18 protein-coding genes and 1 pseudogene are annotated in these 20419 nt (G+C 65.8%); 8 read left to right on the top strand and 11 right to left on the bottom strand.

All coding sequences use genetic code 11. The annotated features are described in order from the left end of the window. Positions 1-8: 8 nt before the first annotated feature. The 5 genes from kdpC to F2P45_RS14805 form a co-directional block, all read right to left on the bottom strand. Entirely contained in the window at positions 9-587 is a 579-nt protein-coding gene (gene kdpC, locus F2P45_RS14825; RefSeq protein WP_166876305.1) for a potassium-transporting ATPase subunit KdpC, read from the bottom strand. Between the two features lie 13 nt (positions 588-600). Then, on the bottom strand, positions 601-2700 hold the full coding sequence (gene kdpB / locus F2P45_RS14820) for a potassium-transporting ATPase subunit KdpB (protein WP_166876302.1): 2100 nt from the start codon (positions 2698-2700) through the stop codon (positions 601-603). Positions 2701-2719: 19 nt separating this feature from the next. After that, positions 2720-4501 (bottom strand): potassium-transporting ATPase subunit KdpA, encoded by a 1782-nt coding sequence (gene kdpA, locus F2P45_RS14815; protein ID WP_166876299.1) that lies wholly within the window; start codon positions 4499-4501, stop codon positions 2720-2722. Beyond that, entirely contained in the window at positions 4501-4587 is an 87-nt protein-coding gene (gene kdpF, locus F2P45_RS37255) for a K(+)-transporting ATPase subunit F (RefSeq protein ID WP_166876405.1), read from the bottom strand. Before kdpF ends, kdpA begins: the two co-directional genes overlap by 1 nt. 199 nt (positions 4588-4786) lie before the next feature. Beyond that, complete coding sequence (locus tag F2P45_RS14805; protein WP_166876298.1) at positions 4787-5509, bottom strand: TorF family putative porin; 723 nt, start codon at positions 5507-5509, stop codon at positions 4787-4789. A 132-nt stretch (positions 5510-5641) separates the two neighbouring features. On the opposite strand from F2P45_RS14805, the pseudogene F2P45_RS36210 reads away from it, so the two are divergent. Together F2P45_RS36210 and F2P45_RS14790 are read left to right on the top strand one after the other, a co-directional pair. Further along, positions 5642-6851 (top strand): annotated as a pseudogene (locus tag F2P45_RS36210) (serine hydrolase domain-containing protein). Between the two features lie 161 nt (positions 6852-7012). After that, positions 7013-8800, top strand: coding sequence for a tetratricopeptide repeat protein (locus tag F2P45_RS14790; protein WP_166876290.1), 1788 nt, complete (start codon positions 7013-7015; stop codon positions 8798-8800). 97 nt (positions 8801-8897) lie between these two features. Here F2P45_RS14790 and cueR read toward each other — a convergent pair whose 3' ends face one another. Then, positions 8898-9287: a Cu(I)-responsive transcriptional regulator gene (cueR, locus tag F2P45_RS14785; protein WP_166876402.1), complete on the bottom strand. Its 390-nt coding sequence runs from the start codon at positions 9285-9287 to the stop codon at positions 8898-8900. Between the two features lie 5 nt (positions 9288-9292). Beyond that, complete coding sequence (locus F2P45_RS14780) at positions 9293-11482, bottom strand: heavy metal translocating P-type ATPase (RefSeq protein ID WP_166876287.1); 2190 nt, start codon at positions 11480-11482, stop codon at positions 9293-9295. Between the two features lie 138 nt (positions 11483-11620). Here F2P45_RS14780 and F2P45_RS14775 point away from each other — a divergent pair, with 138 nt between their 5' ends. Genes F2P45_RS14775 through F2P45_RS14750 form a run of 6 tightly spaced genes read left to right on the top strand, consistent with a single transcriptional unit; the run spans position 11621 to position 15897 of the window. Next, positions 11621-11818: a heavy-metal-associated domain-containing protein gene (locus F2P45_RS14775; RefSeq protein WP_166876284.1), complete on the top strand. Its 198-nt coding sequence runs from the start codon at positions 11621-11623 to the stop codon at positions 11816-11818. A 44-nt stretch (positions 11819-11862) separates the two neighbouring features. Then, a complete protein-coding gene (locus F2P45_RS14770; protein WP_166876281.1) occupies positions 11863-12219 on the top strand; it encodes a hypothetical protein in 357 nt (118 codons plus the stop codon). Between the two features lie 56 nt (positions 12220-12275). Next, complete coding sequence (locus F2P45_RS14765; RefSeq protein WP_166876278.1) at positions 12276-12620, top strand: hypothetical protein; 345 nt, start codon at positions 12276-12278, stop codon at positions 12618-12620. A 2-nt stretch (positions 12621-12622) separates the two neighbouring features. Beyond that, positions 12623-14032, top strand: a complete 1410-nt coding sequence (locus tag F2P45_RS14760; RefSeq protein ID WP_166876275.1) for a TolC family protein — start codon at positions 12623-12625, stop codon at positions 14030-14032. 13 nt (positions 14033-14045) lie between these two features. Continuing rightward, positions 14046-15440 carry a multicopper oxidase family protein gene (locus tag F2P45_RS14755; RefSeq protein ID WP_166876272.1) on the top strand — a complete coding sequence of 465 codons (1395 nt, stop codon included), beginning with the start codon at positions 14046-14048 and terminating at the stop codon, positions 15438-15440. A gap of 28 nt (positions 15441-15468) precedes the next feature. Beyond that, on the top strand, positions 15469-15897 hold the full coding sequence (locus F2P45_RS14750; protein ID WP_166876269.1) for a nuclear transport factor 2 family protein: 429 nt from the start codon (positions 15469-15471) through the stop codon (positions 15895-15897). A 1-nt stretch (position 15898) separates the two neighbouring features. Here the strand turns inward: F2P45_RS14750 and F2P45_RS14745 are convergent, their stop codons facing one another. From F2P45_RS14745 to F2P45_RS14730, 4 genes are all read right to left on the bottom strand, one after another. Continuing rightward, positions 15899-16420, bottom strand: a complete 522-nt coding sequence (locus F2P45_RS14745) for a GNAT family N-acetyltransferase (protein WP_166876267.1) — start codon at positions 16418-16420, stop codon at positions 15899-15901. Positions 16421-16460: 40 nt separating this feature from the next. Next, the gene (locus F2P45_RS14740) at positions 16461-17354 is read right to left on the bottom strand and encodes an SMP-30/gluconolactonase/LRE family protein (protein WP_187367174.1); all 894 of its coding nucleotides are present in this window, start codon (positions 17352-17354) and stop codon (positions 16461-16463) included. A 7-nt stretch (positions 17355-17361) separates the two neighbouring features. Further along, positions 17362-18729 (bottom strand): MFS transporter, encoded by a 1368-nt coding sequence (locus F2P45_RS14735; protein ID WP_166876264.1) that lies wholly within the window; start codon positions 18727-18729, stop codon positions 17362-17364. 86 nt (positions 18730-18815) lie between these two features. Beyond that, positions 18816-20396, bottom strand: coding sequence for an aldehyde dehydrogenase (NADP(+)) (locus tag F2P45_RS14730; protein ID WP_166876262.1), 1581 nt, complete (start codon positions 20394-20396; stop codon positions 18816-18818). Positions 20397-20419 lie beyond the last annotated feature (23 nt).

The raw sequence follows: 20419 nt of genomic DNA, 5'->3' as shown, positions 1-20419 counted from the left end.
TACACACTTTACCGAGTATACGCCGCATCGAGCGCCAGGTTCAGCGCCAGCACATTGACGCGCGCCTCGCCGAATACGCCCAGCATCGGCACGATCGCCTTCTCCTTGATGATCGACTCGACCCGCTCGCGCGGTATCTTGCGCGCGCTCGCCACCCGGCCCGCCTGATACTGCGCCGCCGCCAGGCTGATCTCAGGATCGAGTCCGCTGGCCGATGCCGTTACCAGGTCCACCGGCACCAGGGCCGTGTTGCCCGGGTCTAGCGCCCGCAGCGCGGCCACCCTGCCCTTGACCGCCTCCACCAGCGCCGGATTGAGCGGCCCCTGGTTCGAGCCCGAACTGCCAGCGGCATTGTTGGCCATCGGCCCGGTCGCCGACGGCCGGCCCCAAAAATACCCGGGCGATGAAAACGACTGCCCGATCAGGCGTGAACCGACCGTCTTGCCCTCACTCGTCACCAGGCTGCCGCGCACCTGGTCCGGAAAGGCGACGTACCCGATCCCGGTCACCGCCAGCGGATAGAGTACGCCCACGGCCAGGGTCAGTGCGCCGAACAGCATGATGGCGGGGCGAAAAGTGGTTTGCATGAAGGTGTCCTTTCTAGACCAGGTGAAGCGCCGACAGCAGCATGTCGATCAGCTTGATGCCGATGAACGGCAGCACAATGCCGCCCACACCGTAAATGAGGATGTTCCGGCGCAGCAGGGCCGCCGCGCCAATGGCCCGGTAACGCACGCCCTTGAGCGCCAGCGGAATGAGCACCACGATAATCAGGGCATTGAAGATCACCGCCGACATGATGGCCGAATCGGGGCTGGTCAAGCGCATCACGTCCAGGCTTTTGAGCTGCGGATAGGTGCCCACAAAGGCCGCCGGAATGATCGCGAAATACTTGGCGATGTCGTTCGCGATGGAGAACGTGGTGAGCGAGCCGCGCGTCATCAGCATCTGCTTGCCGATTTCGACAATCTCCAGCAGCTTGGTCGGATTCGAATCCAGGTCGACCATGTTGCCCGCTTCCTTGGCGGCCTGGGTGCCCGAGTTCATGGCCACCGCCACATCGGCCTGGGCCAGCGCCGGCGCGTCGTTGGTGCCGTCGCCGGTCATCGCCACCAGCCGGCCCTCGGCCTGGTAGCTGCGAATCAGTTTGAGCTTGTCTTCGGGCGTGGCCTCGGCCAGGAAGTCGTCCACCCCCGCTTCGGCGGCGATCGCGGCGGCGGTCAGCTTGTTGTCGCCGGTGATCATGACGGTCTTGATGCCCATGCGGCGCAGTTCCGCAAAGCGCTCGCGGATGCCGCCCTTGACGATATCCTTCAACTCAACCACGCCCATCACGCGGCCGTCGTCGACCACCACCAGCGGCGTGCTGCCGCGGCGCGACACATCGTCGACGGTGCGCGCCATCTCGGGCGGATACGGCAGGCCGAGCGCCTCCACATGCTTTTTCACCGAATCGGCCGCGCCCTTGCGCACCTGGCGCGCGCCGATATCGACCCCGCTCATGCGCGTGTTGGCGCTGAACGGGATGAAGCTGGCCTGCAGGCTGGCCATGTCGCGCTCGCGGATGTTGAAGCGCTGCTTGGCCAGCACCACGATGGAACGCCCTTCCGGGGTTTCGTCGGCCAGGGAGGCCAGTTGCGCCACGTCGGCCAGTTCCTGCTCGGCGACGCCCGGCGCCGGGAAGAAGCCGGCGGCCTGGCGGTTGCCGAGCGTGATGGTGCCGGTTTTGTCCAGCAGCAGCACGTCGACGTCGCCGGCCGCTTCCACCGCGCGGCCCGAGGTGGCGATGACGTTCGCACCCATCATGCGGCTCATGCCGGCCACCCCGATGGAAGACAGCAGCGCGCCGATGGTGGTCGGGATCAGGCACACCAGCAGCGCGATCAGCACCGTGACGCTGACCGGTTTGCCCGCCCCGGCCGCCGCCACGCCGAACAGCGAAAACGGCAGCAGGGTCACGGTGACGACCAAAAACACGATGGTCAGCGCCACCAGCAGGATGGTGAGCGCGATCTCGTTGGGTGTTTTCTGGCGCTTGGCGCCTTCGACCATGGAGATCATGCGGTCCAAAAAGGTCTCGCCGGGATTGACCGACACGCGCACCACCAGCCAGTCCGACAGCACGCGGGTACCGCCGGTAACGGCCGAAAAATCGCCGCCCGATTCGCGGATCACCGGCGCCGATTCGCCCGTGATGGCGCTTTCGTCGACCGAAGCCACGCCTTCGATCACTTCGCCGTCGATGGGAATGACGTCGCCCGCTTCGACCAGGATGGTATTGCCCTTGCGCAGATCGGCGCCGGGGACCGGCAGCCAGGTGGTGCCGTATTTGGGCGTGGCCAGTTGCTTGGCGCTGACGGTCTGCTTGAGACCGCGCAGGGACGCGGCCTGCGCCTTGCTGCGCCCTTCGGCCAGCGCTTCGGCGAAGTTCGCGAACAGCACGGTGAACCATAGCCAGACGGCGATCGCCAGGATGAAGCCGCTGTCGGCATCGCCCTTGCCGGCGACGGCCTGGAAGTACATCAAGGTGGTGAGGATGCTGCCGACGTAGACGACGAACATGACGGGGCTGCGCAGTTGCGTGCGCGGTCCCAGCTTCATGACGGCGTCGAGGATGGCCGGGCCAATCAGCGCCGAGTCGAACAAGGTGAGCGTCTTGCGGGTGGTCGCTGCCGGTGGCAGCGGGATTGCTTGCGACATCATGGGCTCCGATGTGGGTTTATTTGGTGTAGAGCTGCAAATGCTCGACGACGGGACCGAGCGCCAGCGCCGGGACGTAATTGAGCACGCCGACCAGCATCACCACCCCGACCAGCAGGCCGATGAAGATGGGGCCGTGCGTGGGCATGGTGCCGGCGTTCTCTTTCAGGCGCGGCTTGGCGGCCAGCGCGCCGGCAATCGCCAGCACCGGCACGATCACGCCAAAGCGTCCGAACCACATGGCGATGGCCAGCATGGTGTTGTAGAACGGCGTATTGGCCGACAAGCCCGCAAAGGCGCTGCCGTTGTTGTTGGCGGCGGAACTGAAGGCGTACAGAATCTCCGAGAAGCCATGCGCGCCCGGGTTGGCGACGCCCGCACGGCCCACGTCCAGCATCACCGCCAGCGCGGTTCCGCTCAAGACCAGCAGCGGGGTGACCAGAATGGCGATCGAGGTCATTTTCATCTCAAAGGCCTGGATCTTCTTGCCCAGGTATTCCGGCGTGCGGCCGATCATCAGGCCGGCGATGAAGACCGCCATGATGGCGAACACCAGCATCCCGTACAGGCCCGAACCGACCCCGCCGAACACCACTTCGCCCAGTTGCATGAGCAGCATCGGCACCATGCCGCCGATGGGCGTGAACGAGTCGTGCATGGCGTTGACCGCGCCGCACGAGGCGGCCGTGGTCACGGCGGCGAACAGGGACGAGGCGGCGATGCCGAAGCGCGCTTCCTTGCCTTCCATATTGCCGCCGGCTTGCAAGGTACTCGCGCCCTGGTCCACGCCCAGCGCCGCCAGTTGCGGATGCACGGCTTGTTCGGCGTTCATCACCACGCTGGTAGCGAGCACGAAGATCAGGCTCATGGCCCCCAGCACCGCCCAGCCCTGGCGCAGGTCGCCGACCATGCGTCCGAAAGCGAAGCACAGCGCGGCGGGAATGAGGAAGATCGCCAGCATCTGCGCAAAGTTCGACAGCGCGCTCGGGTTTTCGTACGGGTGGGCCGAGTTGGCGTTGAAGAAGCCGCCGCCATTGGTGCCAATCAGCTTGATCGCTTCCTGCGAGGCGACCGGCCCCATGGCGATGGTCTGGGTGGTGGCGACTTTGGCTTCGGTCACGGCCTGGCCATCGGCGCCTGGCGTGGCGACCGAATACGCGACCGGATCGATCAGCTGCACCTCCTGGTAGCTGTCGAAGTTCTGGACCACGCCCTGCCCCATCAGGAACACCGCGAACACCAGCGACAGCGGCAGCAGCACGTACAGGGTCGAGCGGGTGATGTCGGCCCAGAAGTTACCGATCGACGCGGCCGAACGCGAACTGAAGCCGCGGATCAGCGCAAAGGCGACGGCGATGCCGGTGGCGGCCGAAAAGAAGTTCTGGCCGGTCAGCGCGACCATCTGCGTGAGGTAGCTCATGGTCTGCTCGCCGCCGTAGCCTTGCCAGTTGGTGTTGGCCACGAAGCTGACGGCGGTGTTGAACGAGGAATCCGGGCTGACATTGGCCAGCGCCTGCGGGTTGAGCGGCAAGTACGCTTGCAGGCGCTGCACGCCGTACACGAACAGCGCACCGAGACCGTTAAACACCAGCAGCGCGACGGCATACGATTTCCAGCCCATTCCCGTTTCCGGGAGCACGCCGCCCAGGCGGTACAGCAGCCGCTCCACGGGTGCCAGCCAGCCCAGGCCGGGCACGGCGCCGCCCTCGCCGACCTTTGCCAGCAGACGCCCAAGCGGCCAGGCCAGCGCCAGCAGCACGACCAGGAAGGCGCCCAGCAGCGCCATCGATTGCATGGTCATCACAGGTCCTCCGCGTTGAGCAGCGCATGGACCAGGTAGGCCAGCAGGCCGGCGGCCACCAGGCCGGCGATGTAGACGGGTTCCATTATGTCTTGTCCCCCAGGGTGGCGCAGCCGGCTGCGAAAGCGCAGGCCAGGCCGAAAAAGAGCAGGAGCGCTCCGATGAAAATCAGGTCCATATCACCCTCGAACGAATTGGTTTTGTTATTGATGAGCGTATCGGCAAGCGTCTAAAAACGGTGTAAAGAGTTGCCGCGCCGGTGTAAACAAAGCGTAAACGCCGCCCTTAGAACGTCTTGCTGACGGTCAGTTGCAAGGCCGTCTTGCCGAGGAACTTGCCGTTGGCGGGCGAGGCGTAGGCGGCCTTGCCGGCATTGGTGCCGATGGCGGCCAGCGCCACGCTCGCCCCGCCGACGTCGCGCGTCACGCCGATCTTGACGTCGGTGTAGCTGGCGGCGCCGTTGCCCGCCACGCGCTGGCGCCCGGCGTGCAGGTTGAGCACGAAGCCGTTGCCCAGATCCGGATTGGCGGCCAGGTCGAGATAGCCGCTGTGTTTGCTGTCGACGTAGCCGAACAGATTGGTCAGCGCGTGCGAATACTTGAGCAAGGCCACGCCGTACGACAGCTGGCCATAGACCTCGGTGGTGTTGGCGTTGGCGAAGCCCGCCACGTGGCCGAGCCGGTTGGATGGGTAGGCGTAGGTCAGCACGCCGGCGTCGTAGCCGATGCCGCCCGCCAGCGCGCCGCGCTGGCCGGCGTAGACGTCGAGTTCGACCTTGCCGTCGCCGCCGGCGTCGCCGGTCCACTTGATGGCCGAGGCCCACACGCCGGCGTACCAGCCGGATGGCTTGTGCACCAGGTCGGCGCCGCCCTGCACGGCCGGCTGGAGGCGGGTTTGCGAGATGCCGCGATAGCGGTAGTCGCTGGTGAGGGCGGCGTTGGTACTGAACTCGGTCGCGCCGTGGGCGGAGAACGACAACAGGGCGGCTGCGACAATGGCGATCTTCATGGTGCTTCTTTCTTGGCTGTGGTGGAAAACGGAGACACGGCAAATCGTATCGGCGCAGCCATAAAAAATTTCTAAAGAGTTGGCACGTTGTCGTAAAGGAAATGTAAAAATGCCGTATTTGAACGAACGGGAATGTCGATGAGACGATTACTCCTGGCCATGCTGCTGGCCTGCTGCACCGGCGCGCAGGCGCAGCCGGACCACCAGGCCCTCACCGGCGAGCTGGAGGCGCTGCATCGGCGCGCGGGCTTTACCGGGTTTGCGGTGGCGAGCGTGACCAAGGATGGGGTCGCATACCGGCACGGTTTCGGCTATGCCGATATCAAGGCAAAGCGGCCTTATCGGACCGATACCGTGCAAAACGTGGGCTCGGTCAGCAAGACGGTGGTGGGGGTGGCGCTGGCCAAGGCGGTCGAGCTTGGCTATTTCACGCTCGATACCGAGATCAATGCGGTGCTCCCGTTTCGCGTGGATAATCCGCATCCGGGCGCGGGGCCGATCACCATCCGCCATCTGGTGACGCATACCTCGGGCATTGTCGATGACGATGAGGTGTACGGGCACTCGTACTACCTGAATGCCTATTCGGACCGGCGCAGCCCCTTGCTCAAGCGCTTCGTGCGCGAGTTCACCGTGCCCGGGCGCAGCGACACCTCGCTCGATGGTTTTCTGAAGAATTACCTGGCGGCCGAGGGGCGCACCTTCAAGGCGAGCAACTTCGGCAAGGCGCCGAGCGGCAGCAGCTACGCGTATTCCAACATCGGGGCGGCGCTGGCGGCCTATCTGATCGAACTCAGGAGCGGGCAGCGTTTCGATGCGTTTTGCCGGACGCATATTTTCCAGCCGCTGGGCATGCGCCATACCAGCTGGGCCATCGACGACGCGCTGGCGGCGCCATGCGCGCCTGTACGACATCGAGAAGCGGGCGTATCCGCTGTATTCGCTCATTACCTATCCGGACGGCGGCTTGATCAGTTCGGCCGACGACCTGGCGATCTACCTGGTGGAAATGATCAAGGGCTATCGGGGCGAGTCCGCCTTGCTGGGCAAGGCATCGTTCAGGCTGCTGTTCGACAAGCAGTTCGCGGACGATGCGATTCCGGCCGACAGTCCGAAAAGCGAACCGAACGGCGGCCTGTTCTGGCGCCATTCGGCCAACGGGCAGATCGGCCATTCGGGCAGCGATCCGGGCGTGAGCACCTTCATGGCGTTCGACCCGGTGACGGGGACCGGAAAGCTGTTCTTGATGAACAGCGACATGGGTGGCGCGGACGAGGATCGTTTTGCACGCCGGATGCAGCAATTCGAGCCGATCTGGTCCGCGCTGGAGCGGCAACCATGAACGCCGCGACGACGCCACGGATGCGCACGGCGGGCTTCGGGTAGAAACATTTCCTAAAGCAACATCATCACGTATGCTATTGCTACGGGAACAGTTCATTTTTGAGGATGCGATGACGGCACAGTTGGACCCATTGATCTGCCAGGGATGCGGCGGCCAGCTTGCAAGCATTGCAATGCGATTATTGCGAGACGGTGACGCCGATTCCGCGCGCCGCACCGACGGCCGGCAAGACGGGGCAACGGCTCATTCCGCTCTCGGTCGACGACAAGGCCTTCGCATGCGGGGTGCTGCGGTACTTGTCGTTGAACGATCTGGTGCCGGACGACATGGTCGAGCGCGCCGTGCTGTCCGTCAAATCTTCCTACCTGCCCTGCTTTGCCCACGCCGTGTCGTACACCGCGTCGTGGACAGCCTCGTTCGGCTACAGCCGGACCGAAACCTATGTCGACCATGTGAACCGCCAGGTGGATGGCCAGTCGCAGAGAGTGGCGGTGACCAAGACGCGCACTGTCGTCGACTGGCGCCCTGCCAGCGGCCAGGACGCCGGCAAATTTACCCTGCTCGACTACGGAGGCAACAGCCTGCCGGCGGCAGCCTTGCCGTTGCTGGAACGTTTGTACTGCATCATCCTGGCCACGCCGTTCAAGAGCGCTTATCACAGTGGCGTGGAAATCGAGCCATACTCGCCGACACCCAACGCCGCCGCGTTGCCCAGCGCCGCGCAGCGCGCGGACGAGGTGATCGGGACGCTAGTGAAGCGTCACGCGCAAGGCGACAGGCAGCGCGACTGGCACTGGAACGCCAGCACCAGCTGGGACACCTCGGCAGTGTATGTACCGGTCGGCCATGTGCTCATCGCGTACGGCGGCAAGCAATACAAGGCCTGGGTCGACGGCACCAACAACGCCAATATGGTGACCGACGCGCTGCCGCCCAACAAGGTAAAGGGAAACCACATGGTGCGCGGCAGGATCGCGCCGTTGCTTGCCACGACGGCGCTGATGGTCGCCGGCCTGGCGTCCACCAGTTTTCTTCATGAAATGAAGATGGAACGTTTTGCGGCGGTCGGCGTTCTATTGCTGCTGGCCATTTGGCGCGATAACCGGCGCATCAAGCGCTCGCAGCGCACCCGCCAGACGGCACTTGCCAGGCGCGCGCCGCAGTACGGCCAGCCGGCGCCCACGCCGGCACCGGAACAGGCGTCCCAAGACAATGGCCCGGACCTGGTCTCGCTGGCGATCTCGCTGCTCTCGACGGTCATCGTTTGCGCCTTGCTGTACAAGCTGGTCAACGACCCGGCCGCGCCGCCCACACCCGTGCCGGCTGCCAGGGCGGCGGCGGCAGCGGCGGCACCGCTTGCCCCGGTCAAGGTGCACGTCAACCAGCCCTTCAAGCCGCTGCCACCGATCCTGCTTGCCGTCAATGCCAAGGATTGGGAGACGGTGCGTACCCTGATGGCGCAAGCCAAGCCCCGGAAGCCGGCGTTGGACATCGAAATGACCACATCGGCAGGACTGTTGGAACAAGGCACCAAGGATTTACTCGACAAGCAAAGTTATATGGCCATCCTGTCATTTAGCCTCGCGGTCCAGCTCAATGGCGCCAACATCGAAGCCCGCAGCAAGCTCGGCACCGCGCTGATCGGCGCCGGCGACTACGAGGGTGCGCGCGAGGCGCTCGGCGACCTGCTCGACGCCGCGCCCGACCACCTGGAGGGCTGGAGAAACATGGCCGAGGCGGCCGCACTGGCCGAGCAGCCGGACCAGGCCGACGCCAGCCTGCGCATGCTGCTGCACTTGAGCAAAAACCGCAAGGAGACCATCGATGAGCTGAAACAGCGCGCCGCCGCGGGCGAGCCGGACCGGTTCGGCGAGACGGTGGCAAGGGTGCTCAAGCCCGCCGTCAAAAAGAAGCCGCGCAAACAGGTCATTCGCACGGCCCTGTGACGGCCGGGTGCGGGCAGGCTTGCGCGTCAAGAAAATGCCGGGCCACATGCCAGAACCATGCTGCATGCAACGCGCGAAGCGCTTGTCGACACCGGGCTCACCCAAGCGACAAATCATCGAGGATCGGGCAATCCGGCCGTTCGTCGCCATGGCAGGCGCCGGCCAGCTTTTCCAGGGTGCGCTTCATGGCCTGCATATCGCCGATTTTGCGGTCCAGCTCGGCGATATGCTGCCTGGCCATCGCGCGCACATCCTTGCTGGCGCGGTGCTTGTCCTGCCACAAGGCCAGCAGGGTCTTGATCTGTTCCAGCGAAAAGCCCAGCTCGCGGCTGCGGTGGATGAACTGCAGCACCTGCACATCCTGCGGCCCATACACGCGATACCCGGCATCGGTCCGCTGCGCCTCGCCGATCAGCCCGATCGATTCGTAGTGCCGGATCATCTTGGCCGACACGCCCGAGGCCTTGGCCGTCTCGCCGATGTTCATTGTCGTCATGCCGTTCCTCCCGCTACCCAGCGCTTGAGCAGCAGCGCATTGCTGACCACCGATACGCTCGAAAATGCCATCGCCGCCCCCGCAATCATCGGGTTGAGCAAGCCGAACGCGGCCAGCGGCACGCCGATCACGTTGAACACAAACGCCCAGAACAGGTTCTGGCGAATCTTGCTGTAGGTGCGGCGCGAGATGTCGATGGCGTCGACCAAGAGGCGCGGATCGCCCCGCATCAGCGTCACGCCGGCCGTGTGCATCGCCACGTCGGTGCCGCTGCCCATGGCCACGCCGATATCGGCCGCCGCCAGGGCCGGCGCATCGTTGATGCCGTCGCCCACCATCGCCACCCGTTCGCCTTTGGCGCGCAGGGCCGCGATGATCGCCGCCTTGCCCTCCGGCAGCACCTGCGCGTGCACCTCGTCGATGCCGAGCTGGTCCGCGATATGGCGCGCGCTGCCGGGATTGTCGCCGCTCAGCATCACCGTGCGGATGCCGGCCGCGTGCAGCCGCTCGATCGCTTGCCGGCTGTGCGGCTTGAGCGCGTCGCCGAAGGCCAGCATGCCGAGCAGGCGCGGACCCTCGGCCAGCCACGAGACCGTCTCGCCGGACGCCTCGCGCGCCTGCCCTTGCGCGGCGAGCGCGGCGATGTCGACGCCGTGCTGGCGCATCAGTGCGGCGTTGCCGAGCAGCAGCGCGCGCCCATCGACCGTGGCGGCAACCCCCAGCCCGGCCAAGGCACGCGTGCCGGCCGCCGGCGCCGGGGTGATGCCCGCCGCCCGCGCCGCGTCGCCCACCGCGCGCGCCAGCGGATGTTCGCTGCCCTGCTGCACGGCGGCCGCCAGCGCCAGCAAGGCTTGCTGGTCGCCGTGCGCGGGGACATACGCGGTCAGGCGCGGCTTGCCGGCGGTCAGGGTGCCGGTCTTGTCGAACGCGACCACGGTGACGCCATGCAAGAGTTCGAGCGCTTCGGCGTCCTTGATCAGGATGCCGTATCCGGCGGCCACGCCGGTGCCGGCCATGATCGCCGTCGGCGTCGCCAGCCCCAGCGCGCACGGGCAGGCGATCACCAGCACCGCCACCGCGTTGAGCAGTGCCGCGCTCCAGTCGCCGTTGGCCAGCCACCAGCCGAAGAAGGTAGCGAGCGCGATGACCACGATGGCCGGCACGAACACGGCGCTGACCTTGTCCACCAGGCGCTGGATCGGCGCCTTGGCCGCCTGCGCATCCTCGACCGCGCGAATGATGCGCGCCAGCACGGTTTCGGCGCCGATGGCGCTGGCGCGGGCGAGCAGCAGGCCTTCGCCATTGACCGCGCCGCCGATCACGCGCGCGCCCACGTCTTTGCTCACGGGCAGGCTTTCACCGGTCAGCATCGATTCGTCGGCGTGGCTGGCGCCTTCGATCACGTCGCCATCCATCGGAATGCGCTCGCCGGGACGGATCACGACCTCGTCGCCGACCTTGAGTTTGCTGATCGGAATGTCGCTTTCCACACCGTTGCGGCGCACGCGCGCCGTCTCCGGGCGCAGCGACTGCAGGGCGCGAATGGCTTCGGTGGTCTGGCGCTTGGCGCGCGTTTCCAGCCATTTTCCCAGGCGCACCAGGGTGATCACCACGGCGGACGCCTCGAAATACAGGTGCGCGCCATGCTGCTGCGGCTGGCCCAGCCACTGGTACAGGCTCAGGCCGTACGCGGCCGTGGTGCCGAGCGCGACCAGCAAGTCCATATTGCCGCTCCTGGCCAGCAGTGCTTTCCAGGCGGAACGGTAGAAGCGCGCGCCGATCCAGAACTGCACCGGCGTGGCCAGCAGCCATTGGACCCAGGCCGGCAGCATCGCGTCGATGCCAACAGCGGCCAGCAGCATGGGTGCGAGCAAGGGCATGGTGAGGGCGGCGGCGATCGCGATCTCGGCCGGTTCCGACAGTCCACGCGCCGGCGCCGGCGGCGGCGCTGCCTCGGCGGGCGCGCTGGCCGAATAGCCGGCGCGTTCGACCGCCGCGATCAGCTGGGCCGGATCGAGCGTTGCGCCGGTAATCAATACTTTCTCGGTGGCCAGGTTGACGGTGGCGCCCTGCACGCCAGGTACCGCGCGCAAGGCTTTTTCGACCCGTCCGGCGCACGAGGCGCATGTCATGCCGCCCACCTCAAGCGTGGTTTCGGCGGCGTCCTGCATAGTAATAGTCGTCATTTCAAGCTCCTTTACAACTCCAATGCCACCATGCTCAAGCTTCCCATTATAGTAAGGTCAAGCGAAAAAACCGCTTGACCTTCCCACGGTGGGAACGTCGACAATGGCGCTATTCCATTCACCAACAGGAGTTCCACCATGATCAAGCTGAGTATTCCCGAGATGAGCTGCGGCCATTGTGCCGGCGTCATCAACAAGACCGTCAAGGAGCTCGACCAGGATGCCGTCGTCACGTTCGACATACCGGCGCGCACCATCGAGCTGAACACGACGGCGGCGCAGGACGAGGTGCTCGCCAGCCTGGCCGAGGCCGGCTATCCCGCCAAGGCCGCTTGATCCGCACGGCGCGGCCCCGATTTTCCATGTGCTAGACTTTGTCCATGAAATGCTTCCGAACATTGCTGATGTGGCTGATGCTGCTCGCGATTCCCTTGCAGGGTTTCGCAGCGGCATCGTCGGCGCTGTGCGAAGCGGCCACCGCGCCGCTCGCCAGCCATGCCGCCGCCGCCAGCATGGACGAGGGCCACTGCGACGAGCCGGGCAGCGCCACGCCGGACAGCGCCGCCAAGTGCAGTAACTGCGCCTTCTGCTGCGTGGGCATGGCCATCGCCCCGGCATGTCCCGCACCGGGCACCGCGCCCCCGCTCGCCTCCGAATTGATTGCCTACGCCCCCATGCATGTGACGGCGCACATCCCGGGCGGCCTGGAACGTCCTCCTCACTCCCCGATCGCCTGAATGCCCTTGGTCCGTCCACGGACCAGCGTCTTTTAACCAACACGATTGAGGTTGTCATGAATTCCCTTCGCCTGATATGGCCGCTGCTGCTTGCCGCCGCCATGCCGCCGGCGCTGGCGCAAACGAGCGCCGCTCCACTTGCCTACGACTCGGCCTTTGCCGGGTACCGCACCTACCGGGAGCCGCAAGCGGCATCCTGGAAGGACACCAACGAACAGCTGCTCAAACGGCCCGGCCAGATGGGCCACATGGGTCACATGAACCACAACATGGACGCCGCCAAAAAACCGGATGCGCCCAAGCTTGACGATCCCCATGCCGGGCACGATATGAGCGGCATGAAAAAGAGCGCGGAGCCGGCCAAGCCCGCCCCGCACCACGGCCACCAGCACAAGGAGTGACGATGCGACGATTATCCACTCCGCTGCGCCGCATCGCGCTCGCTGGCATCTGCGCCTTTGCTGCCGGCTGCGCATCGTTCGCGCCCGACGGCGGCTACGCCGAGGTGCGCCAGCTCGCGCAGCAGCGCACCGGCGACGCCATTCCCGCCGGCGCACCGGGCACCGGCAATGTCGAACAGCAGGTCACGGCCTTGCTGTCCAGGCCCTTGTCGGCCGAAGACGCGGTCACCATCGCCCTGCTCAATAACCGCAGCCTGCAAGCCGGCTATGCGGAACTGGGCATCGCCGAGGCGGACCTGGTGCAGGCCGGCCGCATCGCCAATCCGGTGTTCAGTTTCGGCCGCATGAAGAGCCACGAGGGCGTCGAGATCGAGCGCAAGCTGATGCTGCCCGTGATCGGCCTGTTGACCATGCCGGTCGCCACCCGCCTCGAACGGCGCCGTTACGAACAGGCGCAAATGCGCGCCGCCGGCGAGGTGCTGCGCACCGCCGACGCCACCCGGCGCGCCTGGTACGGGGCGGTGGCCGCCCAGCAAAGCGCCGAGTACATGGAGCAGGTAAAGAACGCCGCCGAAGCGAGCGCCGAACTGGCGCGCCGCATGGCGCTGGCCGGCAACTGGAGCAAATTACAGCACGCGCGCGAACAGGCGTTCTACGCCGATTCGGTGGCGCAGCTGGCGCGCGCGCGCCAGGCCCGCACCCTGGAGCGCGAAAGGCTCACGCGCCTGATGGGCGTCTCGAATCCGGCCGCCTTCACCCTGCCCGTACGCCTGCCCGACCTGCCGGCGGCGCCACGCGAGGTGCAGGGTGCCGAAGCCCAGGCCATGGGCAACCGGCTCGACATGCTGATGGCGCAAAAGGAACTGGCCGGCCTGGCATCGTCGCTGGGCCTGACCCGCACCACCCGCTTCGTCAACCTGCTCGACCTGAGCTACCTGCGCAACACCGGCGAAACCGGCGAGCGCGCCACCGGCTACGAAATCGAACTGCAGATCCCCCTGTTCGACTGGGGCGGCGCCAGGGTGGCCAAAGCCGAGACGATGTACATGCAGGCCGTGCACCGCGCCGCCGGCCTGGCTGTCGATGCGCGTTCGCAGGTACGCGAAAGCTACGCGGGCTACCGCACCGCCTACGACCTGGCACGCCACTACCGCGACGAAGTGGTGCCGCTCAAAAAACGCATCGCCGACGAACAGCTGCTGCGCTACAACGGCATGCTGATCAGCGTCTTCGAACTGCTGGCCGACGCGCGCGAGCAGGTCGTTGCCGTCAACGCCGCCATCGAAGCGCAGCGCGATTACTGGATCGCCGACGCCGCCCTGCAGGCCGCGCTGACCGGCAGCGGCGACGCCGTAGCCGCCATGCCACGCGCCGGCAGCGCAGCGCCCAGCGCCGCTCCGGCCCAACATTGAAAGGACATGCAAGATGGTCTCACGTAGAAATTTCTTCACTGGCGCGGGCGCGCTTGCGGTCAGCACGGCGCTGGTCTCGCGCGCCGGCGCCGCATCGCTGCCGGAAGCGGTCATCATGGACAAGGCATCGACCCAGCCGCCTTTGACGCCGCCCAACGGCCGCCCGTACAACCCGGTGGTCACCCTCAACGGCTGGACCCTGCCGTGGCGGATGAAAGACGGCGTCAAGGAGTTCCACCTCGTGGCCGAGCCGGTGGTGCGCGAAATCGCGCCCGGCATGAAGGCCAACCTGTGGGGTTACAACGGCCAGTCGCCGGGACCGACCATCGAAGTGGTGGAAGGCGACCGGGTACGCATTTTCGTCACCAACAAACTGCCCGAGCACACCAGCGTGCACTGGCACGGCCAGCGCCTGCCGAACGGCATGGACGGCGTGACCGGCCTGACCCAGCCCGGCATCGATCCGGGCAAGACCTTCGTCTACGAATTCGTGGCGAAGCGTCCCGGTACCTTCATGTACCACCCGCACGCCGACGAAATGACGCAGATGGCGATGGGGATGATGGGCTTCTGGATCACCCACCCCAAGGACCACAACTTCATGCGGGTCGACCGCGACTTCTGCTTTTTGCTGAACGCCTACGACATCGACCCGGGCAGCTATACGCCCAAGGTCAACACGATGCTCGACTTTAACCTGTGGACCTTCAACAGCCGCGCCTTTCCCGGCATCGACCCGATGGTGATCGCGCACAACGACAAGGTGCGCATCCGGGTCGGCAACCTGACCATGACGAATCACCCGATCCACATGCACGGCCACGAATTCACGGTCACCGGCACCGATGGCGGCTGGACTCCGCCGGCCTCGCGCTGGCCGGAAGTGACGACCGATATCGCGGTCGGCCAGATGCGCGCGATCGAGTTCGTCGCCAGCGAGCCGGGCGACTGGGCCTTCCACTGCCACAAATCGCACCACACCATGAACGCCATGGGCCACGACGTGCCGACCCTGATCGGAGTCGACCAGCGCGAGGTGCTCGGCAAGATCAACAAGCTGGTGCCGGGCTACATGGTCATGGGCGACAAGGGCATGGCCGACATGGGCGAGATGGAGATGCCGCTGCCGGACAACACGCTGCCGATGATGACCGGCTACGGTCCGTTCGGCGGCATCGGCATGGGCGGCATGTTCACCATGATGAAGGTGCGCAAAGGCCTGGCGCGCGGCGACTACAAGGACCCGGGCTGGTACAAGCATCCGCCGGGCAGCGTGGCATACGAGTGGAAGGAAGGCGGGATTGCCAGGCCGGAGCCGGTGCGTGCCCCGGATGCCGACAAAATGGCGGCAAAACCGGGCGAGAAGGTGCTGCAAGTGACCAAACCGGGCAAAAATCATGCACACTGACGCTTTTTTCAACCATTGAAAGAAGCTGATGCGCCAATTCGTTCTGCTTGCCGTCATCGCACTGGCGTCGCTCCAGGCCCGGGCGGCGACGCCCAGCGAAACGCTGGCGGCCTTCCACGCCGCCCTGCACGCGGGCGACGAGGCGCGCGCGATGACGCTGCTCAGTCCCGAGGCCGTCATTTACGAGGCCGGTCACGTGGAACGTTCGCGCAGCGAGTACGTGGATCACCACCTGGCCAACGACATTGCCTTTGCCAGGGTGACCACGCGCAGGGTGGTGCGCCATAAGGAACGGCTCGAAGGCAATGTGGCGATCCTGCTCGACGAGGTCGAAACCAGGGGAGCCTTCAAGGGCAAGGCCATCAACGCGGTGGGCACCGAGACCGCCATCCTGGAGAAAAAGGGCGACGGCTGGGTGGTGCTGCATTTTCACTGGTCGTCGCGCAAGGCCAAATAGCTCAGTCCAGGTCCGCCAGTGCGCGCCACATGTGAACCTTGGACAGATAGCGCTCGCCGAGCGCGATGGCGTACGGTTCAACGCCAAAGACGGCGAAGCCGAGCCGCTGGTACAGGTCGCGGGCAGCCGCGTTCTGTTCGGTGACCGTGAGCTGGATGATTTTTGCATGCGGACGCGCGCTGGCGTAATCGAGCGCGGCGTTCATCAATTGCGCGCCAAGGCCCGCACGGCGGCAGCGCGGCGTGATGTACATGCCGAACAAGGTGACCTTGTGGCGGCCCTTTTCGCGCGCTTCAAACGACAGGCCGGCCGTGCCGACGAGCGCGCCGTCGTCGTCGAAAGCGCCGAGCACCACTTCGTTAAAGTCCGGATCGGGGTTCAGGCGCGCCTCCCACCATGCTGCGGGACGCAGCGCGCGTTCTTCGGCGCTGGAGGTGTAGGCGTCCGGATGCAGATCGAGCGCTTCGAGCGTGATCGCACGGTATGCCGGGGCGTGGGCTGGATTGAGTCGTTGGAGCTTCATGCTCCCATCTTAGCGAAAAACCGGGCCCGCAGGCCCGTATTCATGCGCGAAACGCGGTCTCCGGCATGCCCTGCACGCCCGGGCGCACCAGCAGCACAGCGCCCGATTCGCTGTCTTCGGGCAGTCTGCCGGCCGCGATCGAGGTGACCAGCAGGGTGTCCATGCCGGGGCCGCCGAAGCTGCACATCGACGGTTTGAGCAGCGGCAGGTCGATGGTGCGATCGAGCTTGCCCTCGGGCGTGAAGCGCAGCAGGCAGCCGCCGTCGTTCCCGCAAATCCAGTAGCAGCCGTCGACATCGACCGCCGCGCCGTCGGGACGGCCGCGATGGGCGTTCATGTCGACCAACATGCGCTGATTGGTCGGCGTGCCGCTGTCGGTGTCGTAGTCGAAGGCCCAGATCAGCTGGCGCGATACGTGCGAGTCGGACAAATACATGGTGCGCCCGTCCGGCGAAAACCCGAGGCCGTTCTGCACCACCAGGTTCGATACCAGCGGCGCCGAAAAGCCCTGCTCGCGCGTGTAGCGGTACAGGCTTCCCTCGGCGCGCAGTTCAGGCTTGTCCAGGTACAGCGTGCCGCTCCAGAACCGCCCCTGCCGGTCGCAGCGGCCATCGTTGAAGCGCATGCCCTGTTTCATGCCGGGCAGCGCAGCGAGCAGCGCGGCGCGGACATGCACCTCGATGTCCATGGTGAGCTCGAACACGCCGGTTTCCATCCCGGCCACCAGGCCGCCGCTCTCGGTGAGCGCGATACAGGCCGGCATTTCGGTGGTGAACCAGATACGCTGTTCGCCGCTTGCGGCATCGAGGCGCCAGATGCGCCGGCCCAGGATGTCGACCCAGTACCAGGCGCCCTCCGCGGCGCTCCACAGCGGGCTTTCGCCCACCGCGCAGTGCACGTCCGGTACTTTTTCGATGCTCGCTTGCGTGCTCATAATGCCCTTACAGATCGGTGATTTCGCGGTAACGCGGCACCAGTGTTTTCATCATCATCCATGCCGCCAGGTAGGCCAGCGCGCAGATCGAGAACATGATCATGTAGCCGGTACTGATCTGGCCCAGCGCACCATAATAGTCGAACAGCCAGCCACCGAGCTTGGTCAACAGAACGCCGCCCATGCCGCCGAACATGCCGCCGATGCCCACCACCGAACCGACGCTATGTTTCGGGAACATGTCGGACACGGTGGTGAAGATGTTGGCCGACCAGGCCTGGTGCGCGGAGGCGCCAATGCCGATCAGGATCACCGGTACCCAGAAGCTGATGTAGCCGAACGGCTGCGCCAGCAACACCACCAGCGGAATGAAGGCGATGCACAGCATGGCCTTCATGCGGCCGTCGTAGGGATTGTCGCCGCGGTTGATGAACCAGGTCGGGAACCAGCCGCCGCCGATACTGCCGACCATGGTCATGCTGTACAAGACGGCCAGCGGCACGATGATGTCGGTGCCTTTCAGGCCATAGGTCGCGGCCAGGTACTTGGGCAGCCAGAAAAGGAAAAACCACCAGACGCCGTCGGTCATGAATTTGCCGAGCGCGAAGGCCCAGGTCTGGCGGTAGCCGAGCAGCTTGAACCACGAGGTCTTCGGCTTGACGACACCGGCAACCGGCTCGGGCACCACCGCGCAGTCGCTGTTGATGTAATCGAGTTCCGCCTTGCCCATGCGCTTCTGTTCGGCCGGGGTATCGTAGAACACCATCCACAGCGCCATCCACACAAAACCGATGGCGCCGATGATGATGAAGGCCATCTGCCAGCCCCACGCGGCGGCGATGACCGGCACCGTGAGCGGCGCCAGGATCGCGCCGACGTTGGCGCCGGAGTTGAAGATGCCGGTGGCGAACGAGCGTTCCTTCTTGGGGAAGTATTCGGCGGTGGCCTTGATCGCGGCGGGGAAGTTACCCGCTTCGCCCAGCGCCAGCACCGCGCGCGACATCATGAAGCCGGCGATCGACACCGGCACCACGGTCATGCCAAGGCTGGTCAGGACGCCGTTGATGCCCTCGCCCACGCCAATCGCAAACGCGTGCATGATCGCGCCGAGCGACCAGATGGTAATGGCCAGCACGAAGGCGCGCTTGGTACCGAGTTTGTCGATCACGCGGCCGGCGAACAGCATCGAAAACGCGTACACAAACTGGAAGGCCGCCGTGATGTTGGCGTAATCGGTATTCGACCAGCCGAATTCTTTGGACAGGTCGGTGGCTAACAGGCTCAGGACCTGGCGGTCCAGATAATTGATGGTGGTGGCGAAGAACAGGAGGGCGCAAATGGTCCACCGGTACTTGCCTATGACTTGCTGGTTCATCGGTCGCTTCTTTATGGTTGTTTTTAGAAACAGCGCGCTGCCGCCAGGCGTCTCCACACCTTGTATCGACGGCAGCGCGACCAGCCTTACTTGGGTTGTTGCATGCCTCCGTCGACAAGGCGGGTCAGGCCCAGTGGATTATGGTCGGCCAGCGCCTCCGGAAGCAAGTCCGCCGGCACGTTCTGGTAGCACACCGGACGCAGGAAGCGGTCGATGGCGGACGCGCCCACCGAGGTGCTGCGGCTGTCGGAAGTGGCCGGGAACGGGCCGCCGTGGACCATGGCATGCGCCACTTCGACGCCGGTAGGGTAGCCGTTGAACAGGATGCGGCCCGCCTTGCGTTCCAGGACCGGCAGCAGCGCGGCGGCATGGGCGCGGTCGGCGGCCAGGGCGTGCACGGTGGCGGTCAACTGGCCTTCGAGGTGTTCGGCAACCTGCTGCATTTGCTCGGCGTCGCGGCAGCGCACCAGCAAGGCGCACGGCCCGAAAATCTCGGATTCCAGCGCAGGGGTGGACAGGTAGGTGGCCGCGTCGCACACGTACAGCGAGGCTTGCGCCGCGCAGCCGGCGCCATCTTCCTTGCCCTGCGCGACCAGGGTCACGCCGTCGATGCCGGAGAGCTGCTCCACGCCGCCGACGTAGGCCTTGTGGATGCCGGGGGTGAGCATGGTGCCGGCGCCCTTGGCTTGCAGCGCGCTTGCTGCCGCTTCGACGAACTGGTCGAAATGGTCGCCCTTGAGGCCCATGACCAGGCCCGGGTTGGTGCAGAACTGGCCGACGCCCAGGGTCAGCGAATCGACGAAGCCTTGCGCCACGGCGGCGCGGTCGCTTGACAAGGCCGCCGGCAGCAGGAACACCGGATTGATGCTGCTCATTTCTGCGTACACGGGGATCGGTTCCGGGCGCAGGGCCGCGGTGCGCATCAGCGCCAGGCCGCCCTGGCGCGAGCCGGTAAAGCCAACCGCCTTGATGGCCGGATGGTCGACCAGGCGCTGGCCGATCTGGCGGCCTTCGCCGAACAGCATCGAGAACACGCCTTCGGGCAGTTTGCAGTCGGCCACCGCTTTTTGAATGACCTTGCCGACCAGTTCCGAGGTGCCGAGGTGGGCGCCGTGCGCCTTGACCACGACCGGGCAACCTGCGGCCAGCGCCGAGGCGGTGTCGCCGCCGCCGACCGAGAAGGCCAGCGGGAAGTTACTGGCGCCGAACACGGCGACCGGTCCCAGCGGGATCTTGCGCAGGCGCAGATCGGGGCGCGGCGGCACGCGATCCGGCAGGGCCGAATCGATGGTGGCGTCGATGAAGTAGCCGTCGCGCGCGACCTTGGCGAACAGGCGCAGTTGATTGACGGTGCGGCCACGCTCCCCCTCCAGGCGCGCGGTCGGCAGGCCGGTCTCCAACGCGGCGCGTTCGATCAAGGTGGGGCCGAGATTGAGGATGCCTTCGGCGATGGTCTCCAGGAAGACCGCGCGCTGTTCCAGCGTGGTGCCGCGGTAGGCGTCGAAGGCGCTTTGCGCCAGGGCGCAGGCGGCATCGACGTCGGCGTCGGTGGCCAGGCCGAAGTCCGGGCCCATCGCGTCGTTGCGGGACGGGTCGATCGCGCGCACCACGCCGGCCGTGCCGCGCAGGGTGCGTTGGCCGATGACCATTTCTCCATTGATTTGCATATCTTTGATCTCCAAAATCGGTT

Origin of the sequence: Massilia mucilaginosa (genome assembly GCF_011682145.1) — a bacterium.
In the GTDB taxonomy this organism is placed as follows: domain Bacteria; phylum Pseudomonadota; class Gammaproteobacteria; order Burkholderiales; family Burkholderiaceae_D; genus Telluria_A; species Telluria_A mucilaginosa.
Note: the sequence above shows the minus strand (reverse complement) of the source record. Positions and strands in the feature narration are given on the sequence as shown.

Excerpts from the sequence above, each read along its gene's own strand:
- F2P45_RS14760 (WP_166876275.1), top strand. The coding sequence starts at position 12,623 with ATGCGACGATTATCCACTCCGCTGCGCCGCATCGCGCTCGCTGGCATC.
- F2P45_RS14745 (WP_166876267.1), bottom strand. The coding sequence starts at position 16,420 with ATGAAGCTCCAACGACTCAATCCAGCCCACGCCCCGGCATACCGTGCG.
- F2P45_RS14770 (WP_166876281.1), top strand. The coding sequence starts at position 11,863 with ATGAAATGCTTCCGAACATTGCTGATGTGGCTGATGCTGCTCGCGATT.
- kdpF (WP_166876405.1), bottom strand. The coding sequence starts at position 4,587 with ATGGAACCCGTCTACATCGCCGGCCTGGTGGCCGCCGGCCTGCTGGCC.
- kdpC (WP_166876305.1), bottom strand. The coding sequence starts at position 587 with ATGCAAACCACTTTTCGCCCCGCCATCATGCTGTTCGGCGCACTGACC.
- F2P45_RS14740 (WP_187367174.1), bottom strand. The coding sequence starts at position 17,354 with ATGAGCACGCAAGCGAGCATCGAAAAAGTACCGGACGTGCACTGCGCG.
- kdpB (WP_166876302.1), bottom strand. The coding sequence starts at position 2,700 with ATGTCGCAAGCAATCCCGCTGCCACCGGCAGCGACCACCCGCAAGACG.
- F2P45_RS14805 (WP_166876298.1), bottom strand. The coding sequence starts at position 5,509 with ATGAAGATCGCCATTGTCGCAGCCGCCCTGTTGTCGTTCTCCGCCCAC.
- F2P45_RS14780 (WP_166876287.1), bottom strand. The coding sequence starts at position 11,482 with ATGACGACTATTACTATGCAGGACGCCGCCGAAACCACGCTTGAGGTG.
- F2P45_RS14765 (WP_166876278.1), top strand. The coding sequence starts at position 12,276 with ATGAATTCCCTTCGCCTGATATGGCCGCTGCTGCTTGCCGCCGCCATG.
- cueR (WP_166876402.1), bottom strand. The coding sequence starts at position 9,287 with ATGAACATCGGCGAGACGGCCAAGGCCTCGGGCGTGTCGGCCAAGATG.
- F2P45_RS14735 (WP_166876264.1), bottom strand. The coding sequence starts at position 18,729 with ATGAACCAGCAAGTCATAGGCAAGTACCGGTGGACCATTTGCGCCCTC.
- F2P45_RS14775 (WP_166876284.1), top strand. The coding sequence starts at position 11,621 with ATGATCAAGCTGAGTATTCCCGAGATGAGCTGCGGCCATTGTGCCGGC.
- F2P45_RS14730 (WP_166876262.1), bottom strand. The coding sequence starts at position 20,396 with ATGCAAATCAATGGAGAAATGGTCATCGGCCAACGCACCCTGCGCGGC.
- F2P45_RS14750 (WP_166876269.1), top strand. The coding sequence starts at position 15,469 with ATGCGCCAATTCGTTCTGCTTGCCGTCATCGCACTGGCGTCGCTCCAG.
- F2P45_RS14755 (WP_166876272.1), top strand. The coding sequence starts at position 14,046 with ATGGTCTCACGTAGAAATTTCTTCACTGGCGCGGGCGCGCTTGCGGTC.
- kdpA (WP_166876299.1), bottom strand. The coding sequence starts at position 4,501 with ATGACCATGCAATCGATGGCGCTGCTGGGCGCCTTCCTGGTCGTGCTG.